At 48.2% G+C, this 20,459-nt stretch carries 17 protein-coding genes; 15 read left to right on the forward strand and 2 right to left on the reverse strand.

Going from position 1 to position 20,459, the window contains the following annotated elements; translation table 11 throughout:
• Window positions 1–2 precede the first annotated feature (2 nt).
• The gene (locus WBG78_RS17395; protein ID WP_337327736.1) at window positions 3–1,376 is read right to left on the reverse strand and encodes a UDP-N-acetylmuramate--L-alanine ligase; all 1,374 of its coding nucleotides are present in this window, start codon (window positions 1,374–1,376) and stop codon (window positions 3–5) included.
• Window positions 1,377–1,613: 237 nt separating this feature from the next.
• Here WBG78_RS17395 and dnaB point away from each other — a divergent pair, with 237 nt between their 5' ends.
• Together dnaB and WBG78_RS17405 are read left to right on the forward strand one after the other, a co-directional pair.
• Window positions 1,614–3,137, forward strand: coding sequence for a replicative DNA helicase (gene dnaB, locus WBG78_RS17400; RefSeq protein ID WP_337327737.1), 1,524 nt, complete (start codon window positions 1,614–1,616; stop codon window positions 3,135–3,137).
• Between the two features lie 197 nt (window positions 3,138–3,334).
• On the forward strand, window positions 3,335–4,054 hold the full coding sequence (locus WBG78_RS17405; RefSeq protein ID WP_337327738.1) for a hypothetical protein: 720 nt from the start codon (window positions 3,335–3,337) through the stop codon (window positions 4,052–4,054).
• Window positions 4,055–4,083: 29 nt separating this feature from the next.
• Here the strand turns inward: WBG78_RS17405 and WBG78_RS17410 are convergent, their stop codons facing one another.
• Window positions 4,084–4,404: a tetratricopeptide repeat protein gene (locus WBG78_RS17410; protein ID WP_337327739.1), complete on the reverse strand. Its 321-nt coding sequence runs from the start codon at window positions 4,402–4,404 to the stop codon at window positions 4,084–4,086.
• Window positions 4,405–4,532: 128 nt separating this feature from the next.
• Between WBG78_RS17410 and WBG78_RS17415 the strand changes: the two genes are divergently transcribed.
• From WBG78_RS17415 to WBG78_RS17475, 13 genes are all read left to right on the forward strand, one after another.
• Complete coding sequence (locus WBG78_RS17415; protein WP_337327740.1) at window positions 4,533–5,270, forward strand: electron transfer flavoprotein subunit beta/FixA family protein; 738 nt, start codon at window positions 4,533–4,535, stop codon at window positions 5,268–5,270.
• Between the two features lie 24 nt (window positions 5,271–5,294).
• Window positions 5,295–6,251, forward strand: a complete 957-nt coding sequence (locus tag WBG78_RS17420; RefSeq protein ID WP_337327741.1) for an electron transfer flavoprotein subunit alpha/FixB family protein — start codon at window positions 5,295–5,297, stop codon at window positions 6,249–6,251.
• Complete coding sequence (locus tag WBG78_RS17425; protein ID WP_337327742.1) at window positions 6,251–6,850, forward strand: bifunctional nuclease family protein; 600 nt, start codon at window positions 6,251–6,253, stop codon at window positions 6,848–6,850. Before WBG78_RS17420 ends, WBG78_RS17425 begins: the two co-directional genes overlap by 1 nt.
• Before the next feature lie 53 nt (window positions 6,851–6,903).
• Window positions 6,904–7,590 (forward strand): TrmH family RNA methyltransferase, encoded by a 687-nt coding sequence (locus WBG78_RS17430; RefSeq protein ID WP_337327743.1) that lies wholly within the window; start codon window positions 6,904–6,906, stop codon window positions 7,588–7,590.
• A 22-nt stretch (window positions 7,591–7,612) separates the two neighbouring features.
• Window positions 7,613–8,278 (forward strand): SanA/YdcF family protein, encoded by a 666-nt coding sequence (locus WBG78_RS17435; RefSeq protein WP_337327744.1) that lies wholly within the window; start codon window positions 7,613–7,615, stop codon window positions 8,276–8,278.
• Window positions 8,279–8,341: 63 nt separating this feature from the next.
• A complete protein-coding gene (locus tag WBG78_RS17440) occupies window positions 8,342–10,852 on the forward strand; it encodes a DUF5686 and carboxypeptidase-like regulatory domain-containing protein (protein WP_337327745.1) in 2,511 nt (836 codons plus the stop codon).
• 680 nt (window positions 10,853–11,532) lie between these two features.
• Window positions 11,533–13,467: a threonine--tRNA ligase gene (gene thrS / locus WBG78_RS17445; protein ID WP_337327746.1), complete on the forward strand. Its 1,935-nt coding sequence runs from the start codon at window positions 11,533–11,535 to the stop codon at window positions 13,465–13,467.
• Between the two features lie 96 nt (window positions 13,468–13,563).
• Window positions 13,564–14,100, forward strand: a complete 537-nt coding sequence (gene infC / locus WBG78_RS17450; RefSeq protein ID WP_337327747.1) for a translation initiation factor IF-3 — start codon at window positions 13,564–13,566, stop codon at window positions 14,098–14,100.
• A 19-nt stretch (window positions 14,101–14,119) separates the two neighbouring features.
• Entirely contained in the window at window positions 14,120–14,314 is a 195-nt protein-coding gene (rpmI, locus tag WBG78_RS17455; RefSeq protein WP_337327748.1) for a 50S ribosomal protein L35, read from the forward strand.
• A gap of 84 nt (window positions 14,315–14,398) precedes the next feature.
• A complete protein-coding gene (gene rplT, locus WBG78_RS17460) occupies window positions 14,399–14,743 on the forward strand; it encodes a 50S ribosomal protein L20 (protein ID WP_337327749.1) in 345 nt (114 codons plus the stop codon).
• 259 nt (window positions 14,744–15,002) lie between these two features.
• Window positions 15,003–18,086 carry an NACHT and WD repeat domain-containing protein gene (locus tag WBG78_RS17465; RefSeq protein WP_337327750.1) on the forward strand — a complete coding sequence of 1,028 codons (3,084 nt, stop codon included), beginning with the start codon at window positions 15,003–15,005 and terminating at the stop codon, window positions 18,084–18,086.
• Window positions 18,086–19,222, forward strand: coding sequence for an outer membrane beta-barrel protein (locus WBG78_RS17470; RefSeq protein ID WP_337327751.1), 1,137 nt, complete (start codon window positions 18,086–18,088; stop codon window positions 19,220–19,222). Before WBG78_RS17465 ends, WBG78_RS17470 begins: the two co-directional genes overlap by 1 nt.
• On the forward strand, window positions 19,206–20,459 hold the full coding sequence (locus WBG78_RS17475) for a hypothetical protein (protein ID WP_337327752.1): 1,254 nt from the start codon (window positions 19,206–19,208) through the stop codon (window positions 20,457–20,459). Before WBG78_RS17470 ends, WBG78_RS17475 begins: the two co-directional genes overlap by 17 nt.

The raw sequence follows: 20,459 nt of genomic DNA on the forward strand, positions 1-20,459 counted from the left end.
AATTAAGAAATGATCCGTGAAGCAAGGCCCTTCAGATCCAATCCGCCAAATGTGCCCGAGCTCATCATTAGCAACGCCTTATTGTCCCAACGTTGTGACAAAAGGTATGATTCGAGCTGCGCACGGGAGGTAAAAAGAGTCAGGTTCGGAGCATTGAATGCCTTCTTGAGATCTGCTTCGCTGATGCTCTCCAAGCCCTTCGACTTAAGCTTCTCAGGATCGATCATAATGAGCTGATTAGATGCGACTTTCATGCTGTCCTTGTACTGCGGAAGGAATCGCTTTGTGAGACTGCTGAAAGAATGCAGCTCCAGGCAGGCAACCAGATCACGCGAAGGAAATATTTCCTTGACGGCCTTGACTGTTGCTTTCACTTTTGATGGTGCATGAGCGAAGTCTTTGAATACGGCGCAGGTCTTGTTCTCGGCAACTTTTTCGAGTCTGCCAGCAGCGCCCTCAAAAGATTGAATAGCCTCGAAGAACATCTCGGGAGTGATCCCGATCTTCTTAAGGACCTCCTTGGCACCACTCATGTTCTGGAAGTTGTGGCTTCCAAAAACCTTCACCGGATATTTTTCCTTACCGTTGGTGATAAAGAACTTTCCCGTGCCGTCGGCTGAATGTGTATGACTCCTGTATGAAACTGAGAGTACGTCGGCACGATCCTTCTTGCCGATAATCAATGCAAGTGAGTCCTGCTCACAATATATGAGCGTACCGCCCTTTGGAGTTTCGTCGGCAAAGCGATCAAACTGCTTGAGATAATCCTCTTCTTCGGCAAACACGTTAACATGATCCCAGGCAACACCGCTGATCAATCCTATGTGATGCTGATAGCGCAGTAATTTTGGTGTAGGGTCGAGTGCAGAAGAAAGGTATTCATCTCCCTCAATAACAATGATCGGGGCGTCCGATAACTTCACCGTATGTTCAACACCCTTCACCCGCGCGCCGATTACGTAGTCGAATTTCCGTCCGAAATGATTCAGACAATGAATGACCATAGCAGTAATGGTTGTCTTGCCATGGCTGCCGGCAATGACCACGCGCTGTTTGTTCCTGGAGTGCTCGTAGATGTATTCAGGGAACGAATAGATCTTGAGGCCAAGTGATTGAGCTCGCAGCAGTTCGGGGTTATCCTTCCGGGCGTGCATACCCAGGATCACGGCATCTAATTCTGGAGTGATACGATCGGGGTTCCATCCTTCGTAATCAGGCAGTAAGCCATGACGTATTAAGGTACTGCGTGAAGGGTCGTGGATTTCGTCGTCAGATCCAGTTACTTCATGGCCGGCCAGTTTCAGGGAAACCGCCAGATTGTGCATCACGCTTCCGCCGATGGCTATGAAGTGTACCCTCTGTTTCTGTTGGTGCATGAAAAAAAATTCCGGCTTAAAGTAAAGGAAAATGTTTGTTGTTTAAAAGTCTGATTGATTTGAAGATGATCCCATATATAGGACAGAAAGGTGGAACCATTATCAACTCCTGGCCCGAATTTATTAACAACAAAATTGTTATTTGAATGTTAATAAGTTGTGGAGAGATCAGACGGCATTGAATCGGTTTGATGTTACGTTTGTCGCCCCTACGAAAAAAGCAACAACAACCACTGTATGGAGCAAGGCAGATCGACGCCTCTGAGGTTAAGCAGCAAATCAGGAAAATTAGTTCCAAGAGATATCGCGGAGAGTCTTGGTAAGTTGCCGCCTCAGGCGCCCGATCTTGAAGAAGCAGTATTGGGTGCGTTGATGCTGGAAAAGAACGCGCTCAATGCCGTTGTAGAATTCCTCAAGGCTGAGCACTTCTATAAAGAGCAGCACAAAGAGATATTCACCGCGATTGTCGACCTGTTCAAGGCATCGGACCCGGTAGATATGCGCACCGTTGTAAATCAGCTGCGGAAAACCGGCAAGCTCGAATTGATCGGTGGCGCCTATTACATCGCTGAACTCACGGCCAAGGTAAGTTCCGCCGCCAACATCGAGTATCACGCGCGGGTGATTATGGAGATGTCGATCAAACGGGATCTCATTCAGGTTGCTTCTCAAATACACAGCGATGCCTACGAAGACACAACAGATGTCTTCGAGCTTCTCGATAAGACTGAGCAGTCGATATTCGAAATATCCGACTCCAACCTTCGCAAGAACTACGACAGCATGCGAAACCTCATGACGCGTGCCATACAGGAATTGCAACAGTTAAAGGAGCACAAAGATGGTCTTACCGGCGTGCCCAGTGGCTTTACTGCGCTTGACCGTATGACTTCAGGATGGCAGCGTTCAGATCTTGTTATCATTGCTGCGCGACCTGGTATGGGTAAAACTGCGTTCGTTGTTTCGGCACTCAGAAATGCAGCTGTCGAATTCAAGCATGCCGTTGCCATATTCTCACTTGAAATGGCGTCTATCCAGCTCGTTAATCGTATGATATCAGCCGAAGCTGAGCTCGAAGGCGAAAAGATAAAGAAGGGACAACTTGCTGACCATGAGTGGACCCAGCTTGTGCATAAGACAAACCGACTTTCATCGGCACCGATATTTATTGATGATACTCCTGCACTTTCTGTTCTTGAATTGCGCGCCAAGTGCAGACGCTTAAAGGCAGAACATAATATCCAGATTATCGTGATCGATTACCTTCAGCTTATGAGAGGTGATCAGGGTGGAAACCGTGAACAGGAAATTGCATCCATATCTAGAGCTTTGAAAGGGATAGCCAAGGAATTGAACGTTCCTGTGCTTGCGCTTTCACAGTTGAGTCGTGGTGTTGAAACCAGGGGAGGAGATAAGCGTCCACAATTGTCGGATCTCAGGGAATCTGGTTCTATCGAGCAGGATGCTGATATTGTTATGTTCCTCTATCGACCTGAGTATTACAAGATCACCGTTGATGAGGATGGAATGCCGACACAGGGTACCGGTGAAGTTATTATCGCCAAGCACCGTAACGGTTCCGTTGGCAGTGTCAAGCTCAAATTCATTGGTAAATACACGAAGTTTGCCGATCTGGATGCACCTTCATCATCCTACGACAATCCGTTCTCTGGCATGATTACACGCGAGAGCCGGCTGAATACTTTTGAGCCAGACGGCGAGGCGCCGCGCCTTCCTCCGGGAGACGAAACACCATTCTGATAGCTTTCCGTCAGAGCATCCACATCATCTTACAGAATATTTCAGCATTCTGTTATCGTTTTTTGCTGACGCGCATCGTTCTATACGTGCGTGCTCTTTCTGCTGATTAGATTTGCCCTCTTATGGTGATGAGGAATGCTATTGTTTTTTTGCTTCTGAGCTTATGCTGTTGGAACTGCGGCAGTGATCCTGATCCTGTGGATTGTTCAACCTCAGGACCTATCGTCAGTCTTGGCACAGTTGTAAATGCTACGAGCTGTAGCATTGCCGACGGATCAATTGGCGTTTCTGCAAGTGCGGGAAAGGAGCCTTATTTGTTTGCCATCAATGGACTTCCTGCTCAGGCGGACGGCAGCTTTAAGAATCTTTCGGCCGGTGCTTATACCCTCAGTGTTACGGATGCAAATGGATGCTCTTCTTTTGTTGAGAATGTTGCTATCAAAGCGTCGGACTTCAAGTTTACAACACAGCTTATTGGCGATAGTGATTGTTTAGGTGGCAACGGGCAGGTTACGGTAAATGTTGAGCAGTTGAATCCGCCATACAGTTACCGTCTTGGTACCGGAAGTTTTGGCGAGTCGAACGTCTTCGCTGCACTTGCCACCGGGACTTATGGAATCACCGTGAAGGACAACAATGGATGCAGTGTTAATCTAAGTGTAACGGTGCCGCGTGCGTTTAGTGGAGTCAGCTGGGAAAATGATGTACGGCCTATCATTGTAAAATCCTGTGCGCTGAGCGGCTGTCACAATGGTGATTCGAGAAGCGACCTGCGGGTATTCGACAATGCCAAATTTTACGCAGCGAGTATAAAGTCGAAAACGCGTGATCGAAGCATGCCTCGCGAAGGAACACTTAAGCAATCAGAGATAGATCTTATCAGTTGCTGGGTAGACGATGGTGCAGTGGCGAACTAGTGAACGCTGAAATAACTCCCATTGATTTCTCAATTGTCATAGAGGAGTGCCAGCCTGGCGCCCTCCATTTCTCTTAATGCTTTATTGTCGCCCGCATTACGAGCGGCCACTACTCCGCGTTCAAAAGTCTGTATTGCTTCTTCTGTTCTGCCTTGCTCTGCGTATAGCTGTCCCAGTTGATAGTATGTAGGAACGTAATCTTTGTGACGATCCGTGAGTTGCTCAAAAAGAGATTGAGCTTTTGTTGTGTCAGTCTTGAGATATTCTAAAGCCAATGCGTAAAGATTGAACGGGTCATCCGGATCTTCCTGAACGAATCTTTCCAATTGCTCAATTAACTTATTGTTCATAACACCCTGGCGCTGATACCTGCTGTCAGTGGCGTTAAATTTAGTGTTGTTTTGCAATTCGGAAGCGGTTTTTTGTATCTTGACCGCAGTTTTAAAAAACGTATTCGAACGCATTGATTTAGAGGAAGATGAAGATTTTGGTTTGCATCACACACGTTCCCGACACGACTTCCAAAATTAACTTTATCAATAACCAAACAAAGTTTGATAGCACAGGTGTTCAGTTCATTATTGGTCCTTATGATGACTATGCACTGGCCCGCGCTGTTGAACTCAAGGAATCGGGTGGGGCCACAATTACTGTTTTAAATGTTGGCCTCGCGGATACTGAGCCTACCTTAAGAAAAGCACTGGCCATCGGCGCAGACGATGCCGTCAGAGTAAATGCAGAACCGACAGATTCGTTCTTTGTTGCCAAGCAAATAGTCGAGCACGCGCGCTCTTTAAACTATGATTTGATTTTGATGGGCCGTGAGTCTATCGATTATAACAGTGGAGTGGTGCATGCGTTAGTGGGTGAGATGCTTGGTATTCCTTCCGTTTCGCCGGTGATGAAACTGGAGATAGCGGACGGAAAGGCGAAGCTTGCGCGGGAAATTGAAGGCGGTAAGGAGCTACTTGAGGTAAACCTGCCTTTTGTTGCTGGCTGCCAGGAACCTATTGCCGAGTGGAAGATTCCCAACATGCGTGGAATTATGTCGGCAAGAACAAAACCATTAAAGGTGGTCGAGGCAGTATCAGTTGATAGTTTTGTTAAGCTGGACAAGTATGAGCTGCCTCCTCCAAAAGGAGCCGTTAAGCTGGTGTCTGCTGACAAGGTATCGGACCTGGTAGACTTGCTAAAAAATGAGGCGCGAATTTTATAGGGTGACGGAGTTTTTTTTAGAGAAATGAAAATACTTGTGTTTGTAGAGACTGCCGAAGGGAAGGTTAAAAAGACCTCCGTTGAAGCAGTGGCATATGCCAGGAGTATGGGCGGCGATGTCGTTGCTCTTGCGCTTGGTGAGGCCGACAAATCAGAGCTCGAAAGTCTGGGTAAGTATGGCGCCAGTAAGGTGTTGCATGATCCGGACAACCGACTCAGTCATGGAATTATTCAGGCATATGCGTCTGCTCTTTCAAAGGCAATACAGGAGGAGCAGGCCGATATTCTTGTGATGGCTGGATCTACACTGGGCACTCCGGTAGCTGCCCGTGTTGCGGCCAGAATCGGCGCAGGAATAGCAACGAACATCGTGAGCATTCCGGAGGTTGCCGCAGGTGAAATGAAACTGAAGAAAAGCATTTACACAGGAAAGGCTTTTGCATGGATAACTCTTAGCAGTGCTAAGAAAGTTATCGTGATTAAGAAAAATGCGGCAACGATCCAGGAGGTTGGAGCATCAGTGCCGGTGACAGCTTTTCAATCGGGAGTTACTGACGGTGATTTCGGCACACGCATCACTTCAACTGAAAAGGCCACCGGTGAGATTTTGTTGCCGGAAGCTAACATTGTCGTGTCGGGTGGCCGTGGTATGAAGGGGCCTGAAAATTGGGGAATGCTTGAGGAGTTGGCAAAGACACTTCATGCTGCTACGGGATGCAGTAAGCCGGTGTCTGATATGGGATGGCGTCCGCATCACGAACACGTGGGGCAGACGGGAGTAAAAGTGGCACCACAGTTATATATTGCGGTCGGCATATCGGGTGCGATACAGCACCTGGCAGGCGTGAACTCGTCAAAATATATTGTTGTTATAAACAAAGATCCTGAAGCTCCGTTTTTCAAGGCTGCAGATTATGGTATTGTGGGGGACGCGTTTGAAATAATTCCTAAATTGACTGAAGCGATCAAAGCTGCGAAGTAGTGAAGAAGATCAAGCTTGAAATACTCGGACTTTCATCCAGTCAGTCACAGGCTGGTTCATTTGCGTTAGTGCTGGGCGAAACTGAGGGCAACCGACGACTGCCGATTATCATTGGCATGTTTGAAGCCCAGGCGATAGCCATCGAAATCGAAAAGATCATCCCTAACCGGCCGATGACGCACGACCTGTTCAAGGCGTTTGCCAACAACTTTCACTTCACAGTTGAAGAGATAATTATCTCTGATTTGAAGGAAGGAGTTTTCTTTGCCAAGATCGTTTGTTCAGATGGGTTGAAGAAAAGTGAAGTAGATGCCAGACCCTCTGATGCAATTGCCATCGGGCTTCGGTTCGACTCACCGATATTTACTTACGAGAGCATTCTCGCGGAGGCGGGCATTGTGTTGACTGACGAAGTTGAAGAGGATAAGCCTGAGCCTAAGGCAGAAGCAAAAGCAAAAGTCAAAAAGGAATCGACGAAGAAGGACGATTTCAAGAATTACTCTCTTGATAAGCTCAATGAGTTGCTGAAAGACGCCATTGACAAGGAAGACTATGAACGCGCAGCTAAGATTCGCGATGAACTTAGCAAACGCAACTGATCTCATTCGTTTCTAACAACAACGCCATACCGGTTTACAAGTAGCAGAGGCCCATGTTGACACCTTCTGAACGGCGGGTGTTTGAACACCTGGCACAATTCGTTACGGACCATAAGAAGCAAGGCATCGAACGCGTATTGGGCAATCGTACACGTCGCGTCTCCGTTGTTCTCGAAGATATATTCCAGTCTCAGAATGCAAGCGCAGTAATACGCACCTGCGAATGCATGGGTCTGCAGGAAGTACACATCGTAGAAAACATCACTAAGTACAGCATCAATCCGCGGGTGTTAAAAGGTGCGAACAAATGGATGACCATCCGTAAGCACGCTTCGCGAAACGAGAATAACACGATTGCATGCGTGAACCAACTGAAGGAAAACGGATACAGGATCTTTGCGCTTGATCCGGATGCTGATGGTCAGTCAATTTTTGATGTTGACATTGCTTCCTCTCCAATAGCATTGATTTTTGGAAATGAACTACGCGGTCTTTCACCGGCCGCGCTGGAAGTATGTGATGCGAAAGTCAGGATACCTATGTATGGCTTCACGGAGAGTCTGAATATTTCTGTGAGCGTTGCAATTTGTTTAAATACCCTCGTCTCCAGACTTCGGGACGGCGGGATTGAAATGGACCTTTCGGACGATGAAAAGGACATGATTCGCCTCATATGGTACCGCAAAATAGTTCGGAACTCATCAGTTATCGAGCGGGAGTTTCTGCGTACAATTGAGTAACTTTGTCTGAATAGCCTTGGCAATGTCTATAGTAATGCGGTGGTTGATCCGGACAGTCTCAACAGCTTTGCTGGTGTTTGCATTACTAGTCCTTCTATCGAATGTCTGGATAGTTAAAAGTACTACGAGCCGGGTGTTTGCCGATGCAAAGTCATTGCCGAACCATCGGGTCGCTTTGGTTTTGGGAACAAGCAATAAAACCGTTGGTGGGGGGATCAATCCCTATTTCGCCCGTCGCATGGAGACAGCTGCGGAGCTTTACAAGCAGGGGAAGATTGATCATCTTATTCTGAGTGGAGATAACCGGTCTTCGAAATACTACAACGAACCTCTGGAGATGAGGAAGGCGCTGATAAAGCTGGGTGTTCCGGCAAGCGCGATTACGCTTGATCAGGCCGGCCTTCGAACGCTGGATTCTGTTGTGCGCTGTAAAGAGGTTTTTGGTCAGGAGAAGATCACGATCATTACACAGCCATTTCATAGTTATCGCGCAGTATTCATCAGTCGTTATTATGGCATAGACGCCGTAGCAATGGTTGCCAGCGAACCGGATGTATCTTATTCGTTCAATGTGCGTTTGAGGGAGTACTTTGCACGAACGAAAGCGGTCCTTGATTTGTATATACTGAAAACTACTCCCCGCTTTATGGGCGAGAAGGAAAACATCAAAGTGTCGGCTGTGCAGTGAGGCGATCAGAGAGACTGGTCCCTCTGAAGATTATATACGAGTATACAAGTGTATTTCAAACGCGTGAAGTCCTTAGTCCTGGTGAGACTGTTTGTGGCGCTCTGTCTTGTCCTGCCTGTGCTGGCGTTTGCGCAGGAGACGGTGATTTCGGGGAAAGTGACGGATGCCAATAGCGGTGATCCGCTGCCATTCGTAAACGTCATCCTGGTTGGAACGACGTGGGGTGCTACAACCGATTTTGACGGTAATTATAAAATGCGCACGACTGCACCATCGGATACTATTTCGGCTTCGTACGTTGGCTACAAGACCCGTAAAAAGGTAATCACAAAGGGTATTGCACAGGTAGTTAACTTCCAATTGGAGGAAGTGTCCACCAGTCTCCAGGAAGTCGTCATTAATGCTGGTGAGAATCCTGCATATGCAATTCTGCGTCAGGTTGTTCGAAATAAGAACAACAACGACAAGCGAAAGCTAACCGCCTACGAGTACGATACCTATACTAAGATTGAAATTGATGTAGATCACATCACTGAAAAATTCCGAAAGCGGAAACTTGTTCAAAAGATCACTCAGGTTTTAGATAGTATCGAGGTAATTGCCGGAGAAGAAGGTAAGCCCGTCCTTCCTATGCTGATCACGGAAAGTGTTTCAAAGATCTACTACCGTGATAATCCCAGTCTGCGTTATGAAAACATCCTGAGGTCGAAGATCAATGGCCTGGGAGTAACAGACGGCAACACCGTGACTCAGTTTGTCGGGAGTTCTTTTCAGGAATACAATTTTTACCAAAACTGGTTGAACATAGTAGGGAAGGAGTTTGTGTCGCCGATAGCAGACGGATGGAGACTTTATTACGAGTATGACCTGGTAGATAGCCTATACGTTGGCGACTATTATTGTTATCGTCTTGATTTCTTTCCCAAGAGTCCGCAGGACCTTGCCTTCACGGGCAGTATCTGGATAACGAAGGATGGCTATGCCCTGAAGCAGATCGATGCCACCATGGGAAAGACGGCCAACATCAACTTTGTAGAGAAGATAAAAATTCAGCAGGAACTTGAGCCAGCAGGCAAAGGTGAACCGTGGTTGCCGGTAAAGAATCGCGTGCTTGTCGACGTTGGTGAGCTTTCCAATACGAGTGCAGGGATGCTGGCGAAGTTCTATACCTCCAATAAGAACTTCGTTATCAATAAGCCGTACGAACCATCCTTTTATCACCAGCCCATTATTATGGCAGAGGATGCGCGTCAGAATGAAGAGGACAAGTTCTGGGACTCACTTCGGCACGAGCCGCTCACCAGCACTGAGAAGAATGTATACCGGATGATCGACACGCTTCAGACGATCCCGGTTGTGCGCACATATACTGACATCGTTAAGATTGCAGTCAATGGCTACTACAAAGCGGGCAAGATCGATATTGGACCCTATGTTTCTATGCTGGCCATTAATAACATTGAAGGACTCAGGTTGCAGCCTGGCTTTAGAACCAATTATCAGTTTAGCGATAAGTGGGTACTGGGTGGCCAGCTTGGATATGGTTTTAAGGACGAAAAGTTTAAATACACCGCCTATGTCCAGCGCATCCTGTCGCGTGACAGATGGACGACAGTGACCGTACGGGCACGCAGCGATCTTGGGCGTGTGGGTGTGGACGAAGAGACGGCAGGTGATAACTTTCTTTTGCTGGCGTCACAACGCTTCGGTTTTTTCCGAAGGGGATACTACATGAACGAAGCCCGTGTTGACTTCAAGAGAGAGTTGTTCAAGGGCTTTACACAGCGAGTAGGGTTCCGCTATCTTACCTTTGATCCGACTTTTAACTACGGTTACTACGAGGACCCTGAGAACATCGCCGAGTCTGAGATCCGACAGAACTTTACGACTTCGGAGGTAATACTTGAGTCGCGTTATGCGCGCGATGAGTTGTTTATACAGTCGGATAACGATCGGATCAGTCTGGGTGCCACGCGCTGGCCGATTATAACGGTGCGCTATACGCGCGGATTCAAGGGACTTATGGCAAGCGACTTTGATTATGAAAAACTGCGCCTCAGCGTTTACAAAAGAATAAAGTTCGGACCGCTGGGGCTGGGTTATCTGAACGTTACGGGTGAAAAGGTATTTGGATCGCTACCGTATCCGTTGCTTGGCCTCCATTTGGGTAACCAGTCGTTCCTTTATACTCCGGTCACCTATAACCTGATGAACTATGGCGAGTTTGTAAGTGATCAGTACTTGACGATCCAGTATCAGCATCATTTCGAAGGCTTCCTGTTAAATCGCGTACCCCTTATGCGTAAGCTCAAGTGGCGCCTGGTGGGGTCGGCAAATGTTATCTGGGGATCGCTGAGTCAAAACAACATTGATATGAACGCTCCGGTGACTCCGGATGGCGAGGAGACGCTGCCGTTGGGATACTTCGACAGTAGGCCATACGTTGAACTGAGCTATGGAATTGAGAACATCTTCCGCTTTTTCCGGATCGACTTCGTTCACCGGATGAGTTATCTGGACAGACCTGATGTGAGAAGCTTCGGAGTCATGGGCAGCTTCCAATTTAGTTTGTGATTTTTTGATTTCGTTGATTGCCCCGGAAATCGTCATTGTTTTATGAACAAGCATTAGCGCATGGGAAGTTCAGTTTAAGTCTGGGAAAGTGTGGGAAGAGACTGGACCGAGTGTGGAAAAGTCCGATAAGACTCTGGGAAAAGTGCGGTCGGACTCTGGGAAAGGCTGGTGATGGACTGAGCAGCGATGGGAGAAGTGTGGCGAAGAATGGGAAAACGGTGGGAGGAGATTGGGGAAAGACTGGCAGAGAGCGTCGTCAGTGCGGTCGTAGTGCGGTAACTGTGCGCCAAGAGTGCGTAGGGAGAGGGGAAGAAGAGCGGACCACCTGGGAAAAAGACGGATGGCTGGTGCCTCTCTGGTGCCTCTCTGGTGAGGAGCAGGCATTTACGCCTGTCAGTTGGACAGGTTTGTTGCCGTGTGATTTTTAAAGGCAGCGGCTTCGCGGGAGACTGTCATGCCCCAGGCTTATTACTCTCTTGTTGCTCATTACCTCCGCAGGAACTCCTCGCAGACCGCAGGCAGAATTGTCTGCCGTTTTACAAACAACGCTGCAAACAATTATGCCGTAAGAAGCTGACTTGACTTTCAAGACAAAAACACGTCTTCTTTTCCGAAGTCAAGTGTCCACCAAATGTTGCATATTTGTCCCCTGATCAGAAAGGCTGGTCGAATTAGAAAGCATGAACGTTAAGATTACATTGCCCGATGGAACTGTTCGGGAGTATCCGCAAGGAGTGAAGGGTGCCGAGATAGCGGCAAGCATCAGCGAGGGGCTTGCGCGTGTGGCACTGGCTATTGAAGTAAATGGTGAAATCAGGGATTTGTCCCGAGCAATCGACACGGATGCGTCGATCAAGATACTCACGTGGAACGACAAGGGTGGCAAGTTCGCTTTTTGGCATTCTTCGGCTCACCTTCTGGCAGAGGCGCTGGAGGCGTTGTATCCGGATGTGAAGTTTGGGATTGGCCCGGCCATCGACAACGGCTTTTACTATGATGTTGATTTGGGTGGACGTTCCTTTGGCGAGCAGGACCTGCTGGCCATAGAGAGCAAGATGAAAGAGCTCGCTAAAAAGAACAGCGTTTATGAACGCCGCGATGTTAGCAAGCAGGAAGCAATATCATACTTCACCAAAAAGCAGGATCCATACAAGCTTGAGTTGATTGAAGGGCTCGATGATGGCAAGATTACGTTCTATCAGCAAGGCAATTTTGTAGATCTGTGTAAGGGACCGCACCTGCCGAACACCGGATTTATTAAATCCGTCAAGCTGCTGAATGTTGCCGGTGCATACTGGCGTGGTGATGAGAAGAACAAAATGCTTACCCGCATTTATGGGATTACATTTCCAAAGCAAAAGGAGCTTGACGAATACCTTCATCTGCTGGAGGAAGCCAAGAAGCGCGACCACCGGAAGCTTGGTAAGGAACTGGAGTTATTCACTTTTTCCGAACGCGTAGGAATGGGGCTGCCGCTTTGGCTACCGAAGGGGACTATACTTCGTGAGCGTCTTGAGCAGTTTATGCGCAAGGCCCAGATAAAGGCTGGATACGATCCTGTCGTTACTCCGCATATAGGCGGTAAGGCATTGTATGTTACTTCCGGGCACTTTGAAAAGTACGGTAAGGATTCATTCCAACCGATCACAAGCCCGGATGGTGAAGAGGTGTTTCTTCTGAAGCCAATGAATTGTCCGCATCATTGCGAGATTTATAGGAGTAAGCCGCGATCGTACCGGGACCTTCCGGTTCGGCTCGCAGAGTTCGGAACCGTGTATCGCTATGAACAAAGCGGTGAGTTGCATGGGCTGACCCGGGTTCGCGGATTTACTCAGGACGACGCTCACATCTTCTGTATGGAAGACCAGGTGAAGGGCGAGTTTATCAAGGTGATTGACCTGGTCCTTCATGTGTTTACTTCGCTGGGATTCAATGACTTTACTGCTCAGGTTTCATTAAGAGATCCAGGTAATAAGGAGAAATATATTGGCTCTGATGAGCAGTGGGACAAGGCGGAGAGACAGATTCAGGAAGCCGCTGATGAGCGAGGTCTGAAGACTGTCGCCATCCAGGGAGAAGCAGCCTTTTACGGTCCGAAGCTTGACTTCATGATCAAGGATGCGCTTGGCCGCAGCTGGCAGCTGGGAACTATCCAGGTAGACTATCAGTTACCACAACGTTTCCAGCTTGAGTATGTCGGGAAAGACAACCAAAAGCACACTCCGGTGATGATTCACCGTGCACCATTTGGTTCGCTTGAACGATTTATTGCCGTGTTAATAGAGCATTGCGCAGGGAATTTCCCGCTTTGGCTGGCACCTGACCAGATAGCTGTTCTTCCGATTTCTGAACGCTTCAACGAGTATGCCGAACTGGTTTACAACAAGCTTAAGGAGCAGGATATCAGGGGCGTTCTGGACGATCGGGATGAAAAAATAGGCAGGAAGATCAGGGATGCTGAAACTCAGAAGATTCCGTACATGCTTATTGTAGGGGAGAAGGAGGTAGCTGACAGCCTTGTGGCTGTCCGGAGACATGGCAAAGGAGACCAGGGAAGCGTAAAACTTGACGATTTCGTGTCAACATTCCGCAATGAGTGTGCGGCGCCTATTTGAAAATCTCGAAAAATATCGATATTTGCACCCTATTTTTAAAACTTAAACTTTAGACGTATCGCAATTTTCAACAACAGACCCAATTTCAACAAGCCTATGAGACGGGGACCTCAGAGACCTGAGGAGCCATACCGGATCAATGAGCGCATTACAGCACCTAAGGTTAGGGTCGTAGGTGAGGATATCAAAGTGGATGTTTATCCTATCCATTTGGCCATTAGAATGGCCCAGGACAAAGGATTGGACCTGGTTGAGATTTCTCCCAACGCAGACCCGCCGGTTTGTAAGATTGTCGACTATTCGAAGTTTAAATACGAGCAAAAGAAGAAGCAGAAGGAAATAAAGGCGAAAGCTCAGAAGGTTGTTCTTAAGGAGATCCGATTTGGTCCGAATACCGACGAGCACGATTTTAATTTCAAGCTAAAGCATGCTGAGAACTTCCTGAAGGAAGGAGCGAAAGTGAAGGCCACGGTATTTTTTGCTGGTCGTTCTATCGTTTACAAGGAGCGGGGAGAGATCCTACTTCTAAAGTTTGCTCAGGGACTGGAAGAGTTTGGCAAGGTGGAACAGATGCCCAAGCTTGAAGGCAAGCGGATGGGTATGATCATCATGGCAAAGACAGCGAAGAAGTAAGATTTTTATTGATAATAAGATGCCTAAGTTAAAAACAAAGTCCGGTGCTAAGAAGCGGTTCAAAGTGACCGGTACCGGCAAAGTAAAGCATAAGCCTGCTTTCAAAAATCACATTCTTACCAAGAAGGAAACTAAGCAAAAGCGCAGACTTGGAAACAAGAAGCTTGTGTCGAAAGCCGACTTGAACAATGTGAAAGCGATGCTCATACTTTGATTTCAAATTAATGTTTAACCGGATGCTGGCCTCAAGAGTCTCAGTGGGTTACTGGGAACGCCATCAACCAAAAATGTAAGTAAAATGCCAAGATCAGTCAACAACGTAGCTTCCAGGGCAAAGAGAAAGAGAATCCTGAAGCTCGCCAAGGGTTTCTTCGGTCGCAAGAAAAATGTGTGGACCGTTGCCAAGAACGCAATTGAAAAAGGGTTGGTTTATGCCTACCGCGACAGAAAGCAGAAGAAGAGAGAGTTTCGCGGTATCTGGATAGCCAGAATTAATGCGGGTGCGCGCCAACACGGCCTTTCGTATTCCGAATTCATGGGAAAACTTCACAAGGCTAACATTGAATTGAACCGCAAGGTGTTAGCTGACCTCGCTATGAATCATCCAACTGCTTTTGAGAGTTTGGTGAAGAAAATCAAGTAAACATTACATCGTCGATATTACGATTGAGAAAGGGGCTTTTGGCCCCTTTTCTTTTAACTGACTTTGTTAACTTGGGCCCACGATTCATTTTTTGAGCTTGACACCCGCATTTTTTCATTTAGCGACAGGGCGTTCTATGTGGCTTTCTTCCTTTAAATGTAATCGGAAACTTTGCCCGATGTAATGAATGCTGAATAGGCCACTACATAACAGTGATCCAGTAAGTTATACTGCTCCAGTTAAAGAAACTGTTGTGCGGATGGAGAATCCATTTCCGGGCCTCAGGTCATTTGGCACTGACGACAGCCATATCTTTTTCGGGCGGGAAGGGCAGATCGACGAGATCCTGGACAAGCTTGGCCGAAACAGATTTGTCGCGGTCATGGGCTATTCTGGAAGTGGTAAATCCTCACTGATGTCCTGCGGACTTGTTCCGGCGCTCTACGGTGGCTTCATAACGGCCAACGGCAGCGAATGGAACGTTGTTACGACACGTCCGGGGTCAACCCCCATCAAGAGTCTCATTAACTCGGTGATAGAGTTCATGGTTAAGACGGGGCGCGTGTCAGAAACTGAAACCGATGTCTACAAGGCCATACTCAACGCGGTGCTGCGAAGTGGAAACGAGGGACTGGTAGAGGTTGCCCGATTCCTGCAGCGTACTGAGCATGAAAATACCTTCTTTCTCATCGACCAGTTCGAAGAGATTTTCCGGTACCGGGATCGCGAAGATCCTGAGGCACTTAACGATGCCCAGCTATACGTAAATCTTGTGCTGACGGCAGTTGAACAGACGGCCGTTCCTGCGTTTATCGCCCTCACGATGAGATCCGATTTCATTGGTGAATGCGCAATATTTTCGGGACTGACCCAGCAGATTAATAAAAGTAATTACCTCATCCCGCAGCTTTCCAGGGAACAGAAGAAGGCCGTGGTTGAGGGACCCATAACTGTTGCCGGAGGGCAGATCGCTCCAAGGCTTGTTAAGCGATTGCTGAATGAAATTGGCAATTCGCACGACCAGCTTCCCATTCTGCAGCATGCATTGATGAGGACGTGGGACTACTGGGTACATAATCACGAGCCCGGCGAGCCCGTAGAGATCCGGCATTACAATGCGATCGGAAGGGTAAACACGGCACTTGCGCAGCACGCGAATGAGGCATTTGATGAGCTTTCGCTTCGCGATAAACATATCGCCGAGATCCTCTTCAAGAACATTACTGAGAAGAATCAGAACAACCGGGGAATGCGGAGACCTTGCAGACTCGGACTAATAGCTGAGCTGGCCGACGCCGGCGAAGAAGAGGTAATTTCAGTTGTTGAGCATTTCCGTCGTGCAGGGCGGTCATTCCTGATGCCTGCCGCACACATTCCATTGGATGGAGATTCGATGATTGAATTGTCGCACGAAAGTCTCATGCGGATTTGGACCAGGCTGGAAACCTGGGTAGATGAGGAGTTCGAGTCGGCATCGATGTATAAGAGACTGGCGGAGGCTGCGGCGATGTATCAAATCGGTAAGACCGGACTTTGGCGTCCGCCGGATTTGCAGCTTGCGCTAAACTGGTACAAGAAGCAGAATCCTACACGGACGTGGGGTCAGCGCTATGACGAGGCGTTCGAGAGGACCATCGTATTTCTTGAAACCAGCCGTATCACTTATGAAGCGGAACTAAAGAATCAGGAGATGCTTCAGCGGCGGGTGCTTCAACGCACTCGCGCCACAGCTGTCGTGCTTGGTATTGCCTTCCTGGTAGCCATTATCTTCTTCGTATTTGCCTATCTGCAGAAACTTCAGGCGGATGCTGACCGGCAACTGGCGCGTACCAGTGAAGCGGAAGCGCAGCGCCAGAAGAAGAACGTAGAGAGTGCGTTGCGTATCGTGGAAGACCGTGAACGCGACATCAGGGAAAGGAATACCGCTCTGCAGGCCGCCAACGCCGAGATTTTAAGAACCAGCCGCGACCTTGAGCGTTCACTATCCGACACCCGGATTGCCCGTAATGAAGCCGAGCGAAACCTGGTGATGGTGAACATTCAGAAAGACTCTGCTCAGGCAGCGCGAAACAAAGCTCAATCCGAGTTCGAACGCGCGGAGAATAACTATCGTCAGGCACAAGGACTCTTCATGCTTACGAAGGCGCAGGAACTGGCAGCCAAGGCAGCGGCAGAGGAAGACGACAAGAATCTGGCAGGTCTTATGGCCATGCAAGGCTTTACCTATCACCGGCGGTATAACGGAAAGAAGTACGATCCATTCATTTATACAGGCTTGTATAATGCATTGACTCAACTGAATGGCCTTACCTACAACGCGATGAAAATAAGCGGTCCGCCGCGCGTGCACATGCGCTCATTGGTGGTATCGGACAACAGCGACAGGTTTTATGTGGCGGGAGCGGATGGTAGGATATATCGCGGCCAGTACGGGGCGCTTACCAATGAAGCCACCAATTATACCAATCCATATCCCACGAAGTCAATCGCGACTGACAGATCAGAGCGCTACCTTTTGAATGGAACAGACTCGGCATTTGTGCAGGTATATGACCTTACTTCGTCGTCGGATAGGGCAACCGTTATAAAAGGATTGAACGGTGGAACGAACGATATTGCATCGATCCCGAATTCAAATTCGTTTATTGTTTCCACGACAGGAAAATCACTCTTTAAAGTTGATGCTGCGGCAGGGACTGTTCAGTTGTTCATGAATTTGCCCTATGAGCTTAAATCAATTGCGATCAGTCGCGATGGACGGACCCTCGTTGGCGGCTCCTGGTCAGGAGAGGTTGCTATCATCAACATGATAACGCAGGACGTAAACGTTCTGATGACTGAAGCTCCCAATCGTGTACTGTCCGTTACACTTAGTGCGTCGGGCAAATACCTCGCGATGGGTATCGATGATATCGCCAATAAGCGCGGTCTCGTAAAGATGTATGACTTCGGCACACGTGAAACGCGACAGTTTAGTGGTCACAAAGCCGGTGTTAATGATGTAGAGTTTAGTCCGGACGAAAAGCTCCTGGCGAGTGCGGGGCTGGACAAGCGACTGCAACTGTATGTTCTTGAGAGTCCTGATGACCTGCCGGTTATTATGAGCAACAATGCCGGATTTATCTGGGACATCGAGTTTGCCAAAGGCTCCGATTACCTGTTGGCAGCCTGCAGCGAGTCAGAAATCAGAGTGTGGCCGACAGATCCAACCATTCTCGCGGAACAGATTTGTCCTAAGCTCACACGTAATATGACGCGGGACGAGTGGAAGAAATATGTGGGCAACACCGAGGAGATCAGCTATGAAAGCACATGTCAGAACCTTCCTGTAACTGATCGCTGATGATTCGGAGATTCACCATATCACTTCTTAGCTTCCTGCTGATTACAGGTGCCGTACTCGCGCAGGATGAATGTGAATTGACGCTATTGCAGGCGACAGAAGAGTTTAATGCAGGCCATCTTTACGGGATACCGGCGCTGCTGAAGGAATGTATTGAGAAGAATAACAACCGGGAATGGCGACAGCGTGCATACCTACTCCTGGCAGAGACGTATCTGCTGCTTGAAGATCCTATTGGTGCTGAACAAAGCTATCTGAATGTGTTGTGGGCTAACCCGGAATTCGTGACCGACGAGAAGCGCGATCCGATCGACCTGGTTTATCTAAGCCGGAAGTTCACGGCAACACCTATTTTTGCATGGCATGCTTTTTTGGGCCCCAATACTTCCATTGCAAGAGTAATACATGACGTTCGCCCTGGCGGCGAACTTTATACCAAAGAGAGATATCGTCTGCGCATGGGCTGGCAGGCCGGAGGGGGCCTGGATTATAACTACAATGACTATTTATCAGCTTCTATCGGGGCGACGTTTCAGCAGGCGACTTACAAGCATGAGACTACGGACTTGTTTGGAGTGAACAGAGATATTGTTGACTTCATTGATAAACAAACGTGGCTAGCCGTGCCGTTGTCCTTCAATTTATCCGAGGCAAAAGGGAAGTTAAGGAAGTACACCTATGTGGGCTATTCCTTCAATTTTTTATTGCTGGACCGCGCTGATGTGGAGATCCGAAATCGCGACCTGCAGCTTCCCGACGATGATCAGCCACCTCCTACTGAAGAACAATTCAGCTCCTTTGACAAACCAGTATCCAATATCAATCTGTCTAATAATCGCAATCAAAAGAACAGTGCTTTTTTTCTGGGAGTTGGTCTGAAATACAAGTACAAGCTTGATTACTTCTATTTTGACGCCAGGTATTCCTTCGGTCTTAAGAACCTGGCCAATGTGAATCAGCGCTTTACAACCAGGGAGGATGGGCTTCCGGTACCGTATGTGGACGACGACTTCCGAATGGATAATCTTGCTCTGTCTGTAGGATACATACACCCATTGTACAAGCCCAGAAAGCTAAAGAAGGCAAGAACAAAATCGGTTTTGAGAAAAATTGAAAAAGATGACCGCGCGAATTAGTCTTATTGCCACGCTGATAACGGTTGTCCTGTTCTTCTCCTGTGATACGGAGCGAAACATTGCTCCGGTGTTCAAGACTTATTTCACTAAGTACTACGGTGAAGACGGAAACCAATTCGCGGTTGATCTGGCCGTAAATCCCGATGGAACGATGGTTATGGTGGGAACTTCTCAGTCGCAGACTGACCAAACGAACTATGCGTTTATTGTCAAAGTTGATAATGAAGGCACGGTGCTCTGGCAGCGAAAGATGGGTGACCGTGATGAGGAGCCAGTTGATATTGAGTTCGACAGCCGTAACGACATAATTGTAGTCTCTAATTTTGAGTCCAGAGCGATCCGAATCACCAGGATCAGTCAATCCGGAGCATCCATCGACAGCACGCTGATCGAAAATCCTGCGGGAATTTTCGGCACCGCGATAACGGAAATTAATAACGCAACCGGTCATTTTTTCCTTGTGTCCGGATATGCGGGCCCGGGCCTTGTTGGTGATGGTGACCCTGTTACAGTAGCGAACGATGAACAGGATCTGCTTATTTACAAGATTGACCCCAGTTTTGATCTTCCCCCGAAACTGGAATTGGAGCAGGGAGGAGAGAAGGTTGGCAAGATTGCTAAGATCTTTCAATCTCAAATTAACGGTCCGATTCGCTATTACCGGTTCGGTGATTCGGACAGACCCCTTTCGCAAGGGGGCAACTTTCGGCAGACATTCGAGGTAGTGCGTCTTAACGAATTCTTCGTGCCCAGCACCCTTGTGCAGGCCGGGTCCACTGATGAGGTTCAGATTTCTTCGGAAGCCATTGCCATGCCTATAGCCGGCCAGCCAGGATTTGTTATGGTCGGCTCTACCGGTCAGGGTGCATCCAAGCGGATTTTCGTTGCTCAGTACAACGATTTAAGGCCGGAATTGACTGTCAGGCTCAAACCAATTATATCGACACCACGGCCCGCCGAAGGCGTTTCTGTGGCATACGGCGAACAAGAAAGCATATTCGTCCTGGCTGATGAGCAGCAAGACAATAATAATTACGATATATACCTCGCGAAATTTGAAAGTGACGGAGCGTTTGGAGGGGAGATGCGGTTTGGTTCGATCGAAGGAAATGACCGGGCGGCCGCAGTTCGGGTTTTGCCTGACCAGCGGGTTGCCGTGTTTGGCACCATAGAGCTGGAGACACAGAAAAAAATGATGTTAACCCTCATAAGCCCACAGGGCACTTTTTTGGAATAG

The organism is Chryseolinea sp. T2 (assembly GCF_037203685.1).
Classification (GTDB): Bacteria; Bacteroidota; Bacteroidia; order Cytophagales; family Cyclobacteriaceae; genus Chryseolinea.

What these genes read in the sequence shown, in the direction of transcription:
- WBG78_RS17410 (WP_337327739.1), bottom strand. Translation starts at nt 4,404, where the DNA reads ATGAACAATAAGTTAATTGAGCAATTGGAAAGATTCGTTCAGGAAGAT.
- thrS (WP_337327746.1), top strand. Translation starts at nt 11,533, where the DNA reads ATGAACGTTAAGATTACATTGCCCGATGGAACTGTTCGGGAGTATCCG.
- dnaB (WP_337327737.1), top strand. Translation starts at nt 1,614, where the DNA reads ATGGAGCAAGGCAGATCGACGCCTCTGAGGTTAAGCAGCAAATCAGGA.
- WBG78_RS17475 (WP_337327752.1), top strand. Translation starts at nt 19,206, where the DNA reads ATGACCGCGCGAATTAGTCTTATTGCCACGCTGATAACGGTTGTCCTG.
- WBG78_RS17420 (WP_337327741.1), top strand. Translation starts at nt 5,295, where the DNA reads ATGAAAATACTTGTGTTTGTAGAGACTGCCGAAGGGAAGGTTAAAAAG.
- WBG78_RS17430 (WP_337327743.1), top strand. Translation starts at nt 6,904, where the DNA reads ATGTTGACACCTTCTGAACGGCGGGTGTTTGAACACCTGGCACAATTC.
- rpmI (WP_337327748.1), top strand. Translation starts at nt 14,120, where the DNA reads ATGCCTAAGTTAAAAACAAAGTCCGGTGCTAAGAAGCGGTTCAAAGTG.
- WBG78_RS17470 (WP_337327751.1), top strand. Translation starts at nt 18,086, where the DNA reads ATGATTCGGAGATTCACCATATCACTTCTTAGCTTCCTGCTGATTACA.
- WBG78_RS17465 (WP_337327750.1), top strand. Translation starts at nt 15,003, where the DNA reads ATGGAGAATCCATTTCCGGGCCTCAGGTCATTTGGCACTGACGACAGC.
- rplT (WP_337327749.1), top strand. Translation starts at nt 14,399, where the DNA reads ATGCCAAGATCAGTCAACAACGTAGCTTCCAGGGCAAAGAGAAAGAGA.
- WBG78_RS17415 (WP_337327740.1), top strand. Translation starts at nt 4,533, where the DNA reads ATGAAGATTTTGGTTTGCATCACACACGTTCCCGACACGACTTCCAAA.
- WBG78_RS17395 (WP_337327736.1), bottom strand. Translation starts at nt 1,376, where the DNA reads ATGCACCAACAGAAACAGAGGGTACACTTCATAGCCATCGGCGGAAGC.
- WBG78_RS17435 (WP_337327744.1), top strand. Translation starts at nt 7,613, where the DNA reads ATGTCTATAGTAATGCGGTGGTTGATCCGGACAGTCTCAACAGCTTTG.
- infC (WP_337327747.1), top strand. Translation starts at nt 13,564, where the DNA reads ATGAGACGGGGACCTCAGAGACCTGAGGAGCCATACCGGATCAATGAG.